Annotated in this window: 9 protein-coding genes; 7 read left to right on the top strand and 2 right to left on the bottom strand. The window is 50.4% G+C overall.

The genetic code is table 11. The annotated features are described in order from the left end of the window. Window positions 1-9: 9 nt before the first annotated feature. Both nlpI and pnp read right to left on the bottom strand, forming a co-directional pair. Window positions 10-888, bottom strand: a complete 879-nt coding sequence (gene nlpI / locus BZG75_RS11965; RefSeq protein ID WP_077577121.1) for a lipoprotein NlpI — start codon at window positions 886-888, stop codon at window positions 10-12. 68 nt (window positions 889-956) lie between these two features. Continuing rightward, window positions 957-3,104 carry a polyribonucleotide nucleotidyltransferase gene (gene pnp / locus BZG75_RS11960; protein WP_077577119.1) on the bottom strand — a complete coding sequence of 716 codons (2,148 nt, stop codon included), beginning with the start codon at window positions 3,102-3,104 and terminating at the stop codon, window positions 957-959. A 416-nt stretch (window positions 3,105-3,520) separates the two neighbouring features. On the opposite strand from pnp, the gene prfC reads away from it, so the two are divergent. From prfC to deoB, 7 genes are all read left to right on the top strand, one after another. Next, window positions 3,521-5,110 carry a peptide chain release factor 3 gene (gene prfC / locus BZG75_RS11955; protein WP_021023638.1) on the top strand — a complete coding sequence of 530 codons (1,590 nt, stop codon included), beginning with the start codon at window positions 3,521-3,523 and terminating at the stop codon, window positions 5,108-5,110. Between the two features lie 156 nt (window positions 5,111-5,266). Next, a complete protein-coding gene (locus BZG75_RS11950) occupies window positions 5,267-6,037 on the top strand; it encodes a TatD family hydrolase (protein ID WP_077577117.1) in 771 nt (256 codons plus the stop codon). Window positions 6,038-6,247: 210 nt separating this feature from the next. Then, window positions 6,248-7,534 carry a NupC/NupG family nucleoside CNT transporter gene (locus BZG75_RS11945; protein ID WP_077577115.1) on the top strand — a complete coding sequence of 429 codons (1,287 nt, stop codon included), beginning with the start codon at window positions 6,248-6,250 and terminating at the stop codon, window positions 7,532-7,534. 168 nt (window positions 7,535-7,702) lie between these two features. Next, window positions 7,703-7,873: a XapX domain-containing protein gene (locus BZG75_RS11940; protein ID WP_021023640.1), complete on the top strand. Its 171-nt coding sequence runs from the start codon at window positions 7,703-7,705 to the stop codon at window positions 7,871-7,873. 369 nt (window positions 7,874-8,242) lie between these two features. Then, complete coding sequence (gene deoC, locus BZG75_RS11935) at window positions 8,243-9,019, top strand: deoxyribose-phosphate aldolase (RefSeq protein WP_077577113.1); 777 nt, start codon at window positions 8,243-8,245, stop codon at window positions 9,017-9,019. Window positions 9,020-9,102: 83 nt separating this feature from the next. Continuing rightward, window positions 9,103-10,434 carry a thymidine phosphorylase gene (gene deoA, locus BZG75_RS11930; protein ID WP_077461823.1) on the top strand — a complete coding sequence of 444 codons (1,332 nt, stop codon included), beginning with the start codon at window positions 9,103-9,105 and terminating at the stop codon, window positions 10,432-10,434. 11 nt (window positions 10,435-10,445) lie between these two features. Beyond that, window positions 10,446-11,666: a phosphopentomutase gene (deoB, locus tag BZG75_RS11925; RefSeq protein ID WP_077577110.1), complete on the top strand. Its 1,221-nt coding sequence runs from the start codon at window positions 10,446-10,448 to the stop codon at window positions 11,664-11,666. Window positions 11,667-11,758: the final 92 nt, after the last annotated feature.

The following is an 11,758-nucleotide window of genomic DNA, read 5'->3' as shown; positions in this document are numbered from 1 at the left end:
AAGCATGGGCTATGGCTGACGGTAAGCCAGGCGGTTGAGTTCAAGTAGCGCGTAACGATGCTCAACAAATTGATAGACATTGCCTGACATGGCGAGCTTATAAAGCGCGACAGCGCGATCGTTATCGCCTTGATATTGGTACCGTTTGGCGAGATAAAAATACGCTTCACACAGGCGCTCTGCTAATTGTTGGTTATCTTTGCCCTGAGCGGCTAATTGTTCAAGCAACTCTCGCTCGCTGATCACCCCCAGATACATGTCTACCAGTTGCCAGCCCCAGCCGGTTGTCTCGGCGTTTGCTTTGCGGGTTAACAATGCTTGTTGAGCTTGGGATTCACCTTGCCAATCGCGCTCCACTAAATAAAGCCAAATCAGGCGATAAGGGTCGTCGCGATCTTCTTGGTAGTGATTAAGTAAGTCTTGATAGGCCAGACGATAGCGCCCGCCATAATACAGGGCAATACCGCGGTTACGTTCGGCATAACTATGGCTATCATCAAGCTCTAACGTTGAGTCAAACGCTTCGTAAGCCGCATCGTAATGGCCATTTTGAGTAAAATAGACACCGAGAATATTGAATACATCGGGTTGGTCAGGCTTTAAAGATAAAGATTGGTTGAAATCTAATCGCGCCAAATCTCGCATGCCAAGATTATCGTGCATTAATCCACGTTCATAATGCAGTTGCGCACGTGCCTCGTCGCTTAAATCCTTTCGTGCGAGTAATTGATCGATGCGTGCCAAGTGGACTTCCTGTTGCAGTGTTGGCTGCAAGGGAACGGCCATCGGTGGGAAGGTCCACTGACTGCTACATCCTGTCAGCAACAATGACGCCATCATCAGCAATAACAGCGCCACATTGGTCAGTGGTTTATAAAAAACGGTCATGAAGGCGCATCTCCGTGTAAAAAAAAGGGGGCCTCAGCCCCCTTTATATCATGAATAACTCGATGACTCTAAGCGTCAGTACTTGGCGCTTGCTCCGCAGGTGCGGCGTCTTCTGAAGGCTTGTCTGAGCCTTTCTCAGATGCGGCTTCTTTCATGCTTAGGCGAATGCGTCCTTGGCGATCAACCTCGAGCACTTTGACGTCTACTTCTTGGCCAACTTCAAGATAGTTGGTCACTTTCTCAACACGCTCATCGGCGATTTGAGAAATGTGAACCAGGCCATCTTTACCGCCAATCACAGAGACGAACGCACCGAAATCAACAATGCGCTGGACCTTACCGGTATAGATGCGGCCCACTTCTACTTCGGCGGTAAGCGCTTCGATACGAGAGATCGCATCTTTTGCCGCGTCGCCATCAGTAGCAGCAATTTTTACCGTACCATTGTCGTCGATTTCGATCGTAGTGCCGGTCTCTTCTGTCAGCTGACGGATCACCGCGCCGCCTTTACCAATCACATCACGGATCTTATCAGGATTGATGCTCATGGTATGGATACGAGGGGCAAACTCAGAGATATCATCACGGGCTGAACCAATCGCTTGATCCATGACATCCAAGATGTGCAGACGTGCGCCTTTTGCTTGGTTCAGGGCGATTTGCATGATCTCTTTGGTGATCCCTTCGATTTTAATGTCCATTTGTAGCGCAGTCACACCGTCGTCGGTACCGGCCACTTTAAAGTCCATATCACCGAGGTGATCTTCGTCACCCAAGATGTCCGAAAGAACAACAAACTCGTCACCTTCTTTCACCAGACCCATGGCAATACCTGCAACGGATTTTTTCACCGGTACACCGGCATCCATCAGCGCAAGCGATGTACCACAGACAGATGCCATGGATGACGAACCGTTAGATTCGGTGATCTCAGACACCACACGCAATGTGTACGGGAAATCGTCCTGGCTTGGCATCACCGCGGCGATACCACGTTTAGCGAGACGGCCATGGCCGATTTCACGGCGCTTTGGTGAGCCAACAAATCCAGTTTCACCCACACAGTATGGAGGGAAGTTGTAATGCAGCATGAAGCCTTCTTGGCGCTCACCCATGATCGAGTCAATAGTTTGCGCATCACGCTGGGTACCCAAGGTCGCCGTTACTAGCGCTTGCGTTTCACCACGGGTAAACAAGGCACTGCCGTGTGTACGTGGCAATACGCCGGTACGGACATCAAGGGCGCGAACCATGTCTTTTTCACGGCCATCAATGCGCGGTTCGCCGGCGATAATACGACCACGAACCACGGTTTTTTCTAAGTCGCCAAGCATGCCGAGGATTTCACGTTCATTGAGGCTTTCGTCTTCACTCAGCAAAGCGGCAACCACGTCTTGCTTCACCTGGCCAACTTGCTCGTAACGGGCCATTTTTTCAGTGATCTGGTATGCCTGAGCCAATGGACCTTGTGCCATTTCTGCCACACGGGTTTGTAGGGCAGCGTTAACTTCAGGTGCTTTCCAATCCCACTGAGGCGTGCCGACTTCAGCCGCGAACTCTTTAATGGCATTGATAGCGGTTTGCTGTTGCTCGTGACCAAACATCACGGCTTGCAGCATTTGCTCTTCGCTCAAGCGATCAGCTTCTGATTCAACCATCAGTACTGCGCCTTCTGTCCCTGCAACAACCAGGTCCAGCTTACTTTCGTCGAGTTGCGCTGGGCTTGGGTTAAGAACCAACTCGTCGTTGATATAACCTACGCGTGCCGAGCCAATCGGGCCGTTGAATGGGATGCCTGAAATCGCTAGGGCGGCAGAGGTACCCAGCATGGCGACAATGTCAGGGCTAACGGCTGGGTTAACAGACACAACCGTCGCAATGACTTGTACTTCGTTTTTGAACGAATCAGGGAAAAGCGGACGGATTGGGCGGTCAATCAAGCGTGCGGTGAGGGTTTCTGACTCAGATGGACGGCCTTCACGTTTGAAGAAACCACCTGGGATTTTACCTGCAGCGTATGTACGCTCTTGGTAGTTGACGGTTAGAGGGAAAAAGCTTTGGCCTTCGGCGGCTTCTTTTTTACCTACAACAGAGACGAATACCGAGGTATCGTCCATGCTGACCATGACGGCACCATTGGCTTGGCGTGCCATGACGCCCGTTTCCAATGTCACAGTATGATTGCCGTATTGGAATGTTTTTACGATTGGATTCACAGATTATTTCCTTGTTGCTGAGGGATAAACCCTTTGATTTATCTCACTAATTGTCGGCTTTCAGCTGTTCACCATCGCGACTAATGAAAGCACGCTGCGCGGATGGTTGATCTTGATGGGCAGTATGCTGTCAATAGTCGCGACCTAATGGTCGACGTTGTTGACTGTTTTACAGCTGAAAGTGGCGCTAATTATACACGTGCTTCACCAATAACGACACCACGGGGCCGTCAATTGACGACATTTGTGATGGGTTTGGCAAGCAAACTTGACCCTAACGTGTGCAGATAACCGTGCCAAGTCAGATTTGTGAATTGAAGCTGGCTACAAGATCAGCGAAAATACGCCACCTTTGTGATTTACCTCCTCAGTTGGCGCTCGATTGCCGCCTGAATCAAACAAGAAGATAACCTGCTATGTCAAATACACCGCTGCAACAGGAAGTTGATAAACGACGCACCTTTGCGATTATCTCGCACCCGGATGCGGGTAAAACTACCATTACTGAAAAAGTGCTGTTGTTTGGACGTGCGATTCAAACAGCCGGCACGGTCAAAGGGCGCGGCTCTAACCAGCATGCCAAGTCAGATTGGATGGACATGGAAAAAGAGCGTGGGATCTCGGTGACCACCTCGGTGATGCAATTTCCTTACAACGACTGCTTGGTAAACCTGCTTGATACCCCAGGGCACGAGGATTTCTCGGAGGATACCTATCGAACATTGACAGCGGTTGACTCTTGTTTGATGGTCATTGATGCCGCGAAAGGGGTTGAGGACCGGACCCGTAAGCTGATGGAAGTGACTCGCCTTCGTGATACGCCGATCATCACCTTTATGAACAAATTGGATCGAGATATTCGCGATCCGATGGAGCTGCTTGATGAAGTCGAAAGTGAGCTCAATATTGCCTGTGCGCCAGTATCATGGCCAATTGGCTGCGGCAAAGGCTTCCAAGGTGTTTATCACATTCACCGTGATGAAAGCATTCTCTATCAGTCTGGTCAGGGGCATAAAATCCAGGATGCCCGTATCATCAAGGGCTTGGACAACCCTGAGCTGGATGACGCAATTGGCGCTGACATCGCGCAAGATTTGCGTGACGAGCTGGAGTTGGTGATGGGAGCCTCGCATGAATTTGATCGTGAGCTGTTCTTAAGCGGTGAGCTGACGCCGGTATTCTTTGGTACCGCACTGGGTAACTTCGGTGTGGATCATATGTTGGACGGCTTGACCGAGTGGGCGCCTAAGCCGATGGCGCGGTCAACTCATGATCGTGAAGTGAGTGCCGATGAAGATAAATTCTCAGGCTTTGTGTTTAAAATCCAAGCCAATATGGATCCACGTCACCGTGACCGTATTGCCTTTATGCGTATTGTCTCCGGTAAGTATCAGCAGGGAATGAAGCTGCGCCATGTACGTTTAGGCAAACAAATCAATATTTCTGATGCGGTGACCTTTATGGCAGGGGATCGGTCACGGGCTGAAGATGCGTTTGCCGGCGATATTATTGGCCTGCATAACCATGGCACCATTCAGATTGGCGATACCTTTACCCAAGGAGAAGATCTTAAATTTGCCGGGATCCCGAACTTTGCGCCTGAGCTATTCCGTCGCATTCGTCTCAAAGATCCATTGCGTCAAAAGCAACTATTGAAAGGCCTCATTCAGTTATCTGAAGAGGGCGCGGTACAGGTATTCCGCCCGATGCAGTCGAACGATCTAATTGTTGGCGCGGTCGGTGTCCTGCAGTTTGATATGGTGGTGGCGCGCTTGAAAGCCGAGTATAACGTTGACGCACTCTACGAGCCGATCAATGTCGCCACTGCGCGTTGGGTTGAGTGCAAGGATGAGAAGAAGCTGGATGAGTTCCAGCGCAAAAATCAAGCTAATCTCGCGCTGGATGGCGGCGATAACCTGACCTATATCGCGCCGACGATGGTCAACCTCAACCTGACGCAAGAGCGTTTTCCAGACATTGATCTCAGAGCCACCCGTGAGCACTAAGTGATCTTGGCTTATGTCAAAGACATCGCAGTGAGGTAGGCAAAGTGTCTTGTCCCACTGTGAATGAGGGGTAAACCTTCTATAATGCCGTCTATATAGACGGCATTCTACTCTCGAGAGGACAGCGATGATGAAGGTGGTTTTGGCGGTTAAAGCATGATTGATACCCATTGTCACTTCGATTTCTCCCCTTTTAATCAGGCGCCGGGTCAGTACTGGCAAGCGGCGCGTGAGGTGGGCGTCACGCGCATGGTGGTACCGAGTGTCAATGAACAAAACTGGCCGGCGGTATTAGCGCTGACGGAACGTTTTTCTGAGATGTATGCTGGCTTGGGGTTACATCCATGTTTTCTCGATACGCACACAGACAACAGCCTCGCCGCATTAGAAGACGCGCTGGTATCACGGCCATTGTCCTGCGTGGCGGTCGGCGAAGCCGGTCTGGATTATTTTGTCGCGCACACTCCAGAGATGAAGCAGCGTCAGCACGCCTTACTTGATAGTCAGTTATGGCTTGCCCGCCGTTATGACTTACCCATTATTTTGCATAGCCGTCAATCTCATAACGACCTGCTGCGTCTGGTGAAAGCGTATCCTGGCGTGCGCGGTGTGCTGCATGCGTTTAGCGGCAGTGAGCAACAAGGCAAACAATTTATTGATGCTGGGCTAATGCTCGGCGTGGGGGGCACCGTCACCTATGAGCGGGCGAATAAAACGCGTCAAGCTATCGCGCGCTTACCGCTCAACCATTTGCTCTTGGAAACCGATGCTCCTGACATGCCGCTTGCGGGATATCAAGGAAAACCCAACACACCCGCCCAGGTATCTCGGGTGGTCGATGTGGTCGCCGCGTTAAAAAGCTGTGATAGAGATCACCTGGTGGCCGAAACATCAGGCAATGCTGAAAGAATGTTTGGCTTTCACTAAGCGCGAACGTGCGTGAGACAAACGTTTGCGGTTGCATAAGCTCACAAAACTAGATCAAAGTCATACTTATTGATGCATTGCAAAATAGTTTTACAGCGAACTGTGATTGGAATATTACTTTAATGTGACTGCTCTGCGTATAATCCCTCCCCGGAAGCCAAATTCCACTCTGTCGAGACGCCAACTTTTTACTTTGAGGATGCCAATACTATGAGCCTGCTGATGAGCGTAATCGGGATGGTTGTACTGCTAGGAATAGCTGTTCTCCTTTCTGATAATCGCAAAGCCATTAACCTCCGTACCGTGGGTGGCGCATTTGCTATCCAACTCTTTTTCGGTGCTTTCGTACTGTATGTCGACGTAGGTCGTGACATTCTTTACGGCGCATCACAATACGTTGCCAACGTCATCGCATATGGTGACGAAGGGATCAGCTTCATCTTTGGTGGACTGGTTTCTGACAAAATGTTTGAACTGTTCGGCGGTGGCGGTTTCGTCTTCGCACTGAAAGTTCTGCCTGTTATCGTATTCTTCTCATCACTGATCAGTGTGCTTTACTACCTGGGTATTATGCAGGTTGTGATTAACGTACTCGGTGGTGGTTTGCAAAAGGCCTTGGGTACCTCGCGTGCCGAATCCATGTCTGCGACTGCGAACATCTTCGTGGGTCAAACAGAAGCGCCTCTCGTGATTCGTCCCTTTGTCCCGCGCATGACCCAATCAGAGCTGTTTGCCGTGATGTGTGGTGGTCTTGCCTCTGTCGCCGGTGGTGTATTGGCCGGTTATGCGTCAATGGGTGTTCCCCTCGAGTACTTGATTGCCGCTTCATTTATGGCGGCGCCTGGTGGTCTGTTGTTTGCTAAAATCATCAAGCCAGAAACTGAAGAGCCAGTTGAACAAATGGCCGATGCCACCGCAGAAGGCGTTGAAAAGCCAGCTAACGTCATCGATGCCGCTGCTGGTGGTGCCTCTTCAGGTATGCAACTGGCCCTGAACGTGGGTGCAATGCTACTTGCCTTTATCGGTTTGATTGCTCTTATCAACGGTATGCTGGGTGGTATCGGCGGTTGGTTTGGTTATCCAGACATCACACTTGAGATGATCCTGGGTTACTTATTTGCTCCATTTGCGTTCCTTATCGGTGTGCCATGGGAAGAAGCAGTGGTTGCCGGCTCTTTCATCGGTCAGAAGATCGTCGTCAACGAATTTGTCGCTTACCTCAACTTCACCCAATATCTTGGTGATAACGCACAAGTTGTTGCGGCAACGGGTGTTGAGATGACGGAGAAAACCAAAGCGATTATCTCATTCGCACTGTGTGGTTTTGCTAACTTGTCATCGGTGGCCATTTTGCTTGGCGGTCTCGGTGGTTTGGCGCCTAGCCGTCGCCCAGAGATTGCACGCTTTGGTGTCAAAGCGGTGGTTGCAGGTACCTTGTCTAACTTGATGGCGGCAACGATTGCGGGTCTATTTGTGACCTTAACCCTCGCAGGTTAATCAGCTAATTACTGACTCAGCTAATTACTGACTCAGCTAATTACGGACTAAGTATAAACCGATTAAAACGCCACACAGTGAATCTGTGTGGCGTTTTTTTTATAGGGTGTATACTCAGGGAGTATCCGATAAATAAAGTGAAGCTAGTTAACAAAATAAGGAAAAACGATGCAGGAAGTGCTCCTTGCGGTAGTAGCCGGGTTTTTAGTCGGTGTTTTGTTTAGTGCGATCAAGTTACCTATCCCCGCGCCACCGGTTTTGTCGGGTGTGATGGGGATTGTTGGTGTCTACTTAGGTGGGATCGGCTACCAGTGGATTATCGAACGGTTTTTCAGCTAACCCGTATTGATTCTGCCAAGCAACACTGTATTTTCCAACAGAAACGGTAAAAACTAGTTTTGCCGAAACGGCGTTGGTAAAATAAGTGAAGGCCGTCAAAGTTTGGTGGCGCCACAATCTTTATTTTCCTCTTATGGTTAGCAACAAAGGTGTGGCTAGCCCCAATCGAAAACGTCCAATGGTAGAACTGCGAACACAAATGTGTTTGCACGCGGCAACAAGGATGGTTGGTTGAAGGCGGCGCAAGGTCCAGCCTCAAACTTCATGGAGCCAAGTCCGCTGAGCAGCAACCGGCTACAAGTGACGGTTGCCAACACAGTGGCCAACCCAATACCTGTTTGGCAAAAGAATGAGGACTGGAGATATCCAATGAACGAATTACATACCGCGGCCCTACGCGCACTCAAATTAATGGATCTGACCACGCTGAATGATGATGACACCGATGAAAAAGTGATCACCCTGTGTCAGAACGCGAAAACGGCTGTTGGTAATACGGCTGCTGTCTGCATTTATCCGCGCTTTATTCCGATTGCGAAAAAAACATTACGCGAACAAGGCACGCCAGATGTCCGTATCGCGACCGTGACTAATTTCCCCCATGGCAATGATGACATTGATATTGCGGTAGCAGAAACCAAAGCTGCCGTTGCCTATGGCGCCGATGAAGTGGACGTTGTTTTTCCATACCGTGCGCTGATTGCTGGTGACGAAAGTACTGGCGCTGAGCTGGTGAAACAGTGTAAAGCGGCATGTGGTGACAAGGTGTTGCTTAAAGTGATCATCGAAACCGGTGAACTTAAAACTGAGGCGTTGATCAAGCGCGCCTCGGAGATTGCCATTGAGGCGGGGGCAGATTTTATCAAAACCTCTACCGGTAAAGTGGCTGTCAATGCCACGCCTGAAGCCGCTGAGATCATGCTGAATGTAATCAAAGACAAAGGCGTTGCAGCACGTGTTGGCTTTAAGCCAGCCGGTGGCGTGCGCACCGCAGAAGATGCGCAGCAATACCTGGCTATGGCCGATCGCATTCTCGGCGACCAATGGGCCGATAACCGCCACTATCGTTTTGGCGCATCTAGCTTGTTGGCGAACTTACTCCACACCTTGGGTGAAGGCGAAAAAGCGGCTGAAGGTGGCTATTAAGTAAGTTGCCACTCACCCAAACGGTAGGGCGAGCGAGGATCGTGTACTCGGTCGCTCACGTATTGTGCTGGTAAGGAGGATGCATGATCTTACCTCAGGAAATTATTCGTAAGAAGCGCGACAACATCGCGTTAAGCAAAGAAGAAATTTATTCGTTCATCCAGGGTGTTGCGAATGACTCGGTGTCGGAAGGCCAAATTGCTGCATTTGCGATGGCGATTTACTTCAATGATATGACCATGGATGAACGTGTGGCTCTGACCTGTGCGATGCGCGATTCCGGTATGACCATCGATTGGTCACACATGCATTTTGATGGCCCAATCGTGGATAAGCACTCGACAGGGGGCGTTGGTGATGTGACCTCGTTAATGCTGGGCCCAATGGTGGCGGCATGCGGCGGTTATGTGCCGATGATTTCAGGCCGTGGCTTAGGCCATACCGGCGGCACACTTGATAAACTGGAGTCTATTCCCGGTTATAACATCATGCCAAGCAACCAGGTGTTTGGTGATGTCACACGTGATGCTGGCGTAGCGATCATTGGCCAAACTGGCTCTTTGGCACCGGCCGATAAACGTGTGTATGCCACCCGAGATGTCACCGCCACCGTTGACAATATCTCATTGATCACGGCGTCAATCTTGTCGAAAAAGCTCGCGGCAGGTCTCGATGCTTTGGTCATGGATGTCAAAGTAGGATCGGGGGCGTTTATGCCCACGTATCAAGATTCAGAGGCGCTGGCGAAATCGATTGTGGGCGTGGCCAATGGCGCCGGCACCAAAACCAGTGCGTTGCTCACTGATATGAACCAAGTGTTGGCATCGTCGGCGGGAAATGCATTGGAAGTGAAAGAAGCGGTCGACTTTTTGACCGGTCGTTACCGCAACCCTCGCCTGTACAATGTGACCATGGCACTGTGTGCGGATATGCTGGTGGTGAGCGGACTAGCGTCAGATGTGACGCAAGCGAAACAAAAATTGGATCACGCATTGGATAGCGGTCGTGCTGCCGAGTGTTTTGCCAAAATGGTCGCAGGCCTAGGTGGTCCCTCTGACTTTGTCGAGTCGCCGGATCAATACCTGGCCAAAGCGTCAGTCATTAAGCCTGTCTATGCCGACCGTGCTGGAACGGTCAACGCGATGGATACGCGGGGATTGGGCATGGCTATTATAGAAATAGGTGGCGGCCGTCGGGTTGCCAGCGATAAAATTGATTATGCCGTTGGGTTGAACGAAATGATTCGTCTGGGGCAAAACGTGGATGAGCAAACACCGCTCGCCATGCTCCACGCTCAAACTGAAGAGCAATGGCAACAAGCGGCCAATGCGGTGCGAACCGCAGTAAAAGTAGCTGATGAGGCACCCAATTCTACGCCGGACGTATATCGTCGTATCAGCTTACAAGACGTCTAATGGAGGCGATCATGAAACGCGCAATTGTATTAGTTTTAGACTCATTTGGTATTGGCGCCACTGAAGACGCCGTAAAATTTGGTGACCAAGGCGCTAACACCCTTGGCCACATCGCACAAGCGTGCGCAAAAGGTGAAGCCGACAACGCCGATCGCAAAGGTCCACTGTCTTTGCCTAACATGACCAAACTTGGACTCGGCAAAGCCTGTGAAGAATCATCAGATTATTTCCCTGAAGGACTGGATCCTCACGCCGAGATCATTGGTGCTTATGCGCATGCCAAAGAGCTGTCGTCAGGGAAAGATACCCCATCTGGCCACTGGGAAATTGCCGGTGTGCCTGTCTTGTTTGAGTGGGGGTATTTTTCTGATTTGACCAATAGCTTCCCAGAAGTACTGCTTGACCGCATTGTTGAGCGTGCAGGGCTACCGGGTTATATCGGTAACTGCCATGCATCGGGAACGCAGGTGCTCGACGATCTTGGTGAAGAGCACATGAAAACCGGGAAACCGATCTTCTATACCTCGGCAGACTCTGTGTTCCAGATTGCCTGCCACGAAGACACCTTTGGGCTAGACAATCTGTATGATCTTTGCCAGATCGTGCGTGAAGAGCTGGAAGACTACAACATTGGCCGTGTGATTGCGCGCCCGTTTGTTGGTCCAGGTAAAGGCCAGTTCGAGCGTACCGGTAACCGCCGTGATTTATCGGTTGAGCCACCGTCAGCCACCGTACTGCAAAAAATTGTCGATGAGAAAGGCGGTGATGTCATTTCTATTGGTAAGATTGCTGATATTTATGCTCACTGCGGGATCACCAAGAAAATCAAAGCAACTGGCCTTGAAGCGCTGTTTGATGCCACTAAAGATGCGATCAAAGAAGCGGGCGACAACAGTTTAGTCTTTACTAATTTTGTCGACTTTGATTCCGCGTATGGTCACCGTCGTAATGTTGCCGGCTATGCAGCTGCACTCGAGTATTTCGACCGCCGCTTGCCTGAAATTATGGCGATGTTGGAAGACGATGATGTGCTGCTACTGACTGCAGACCACGGCTGTGATCCAACCTGGCCAGGTACGGATCATACTCGTGAGCACATCCCGGCATTGGTCTATGGTAAAAAAGTGCCAGCCGGCTCGCTAGGTCGCCGCGAAACATTTGCGGATATTGGCCAATCGTTGGCACATTATTTTGATACCTCACCAATGGATTACGGCAAGTCATTCTTGTAATCGTCTCCGAGTGATCGCAATAAAAAGAGATGGCAGCATGCCATCTCTTTTTTTGTTGCCTATCTAACTGATTAGATTGCCGACACTATGAT

Origin of the sequence: Salinivibrio sp. AR640 (assembly GCF_001995405.1) — a bacterium.
GTDB classification, from domain to species: Bacteria; Pseudomonadota; Gammaproteobacteria; order Enterobacterales; family Vibrionaceae; genus Salinivibrio; species Salinivibrio costicola.
This window is presented reverse-complemented; position numbering and strand designations above follow the sequence as displayed.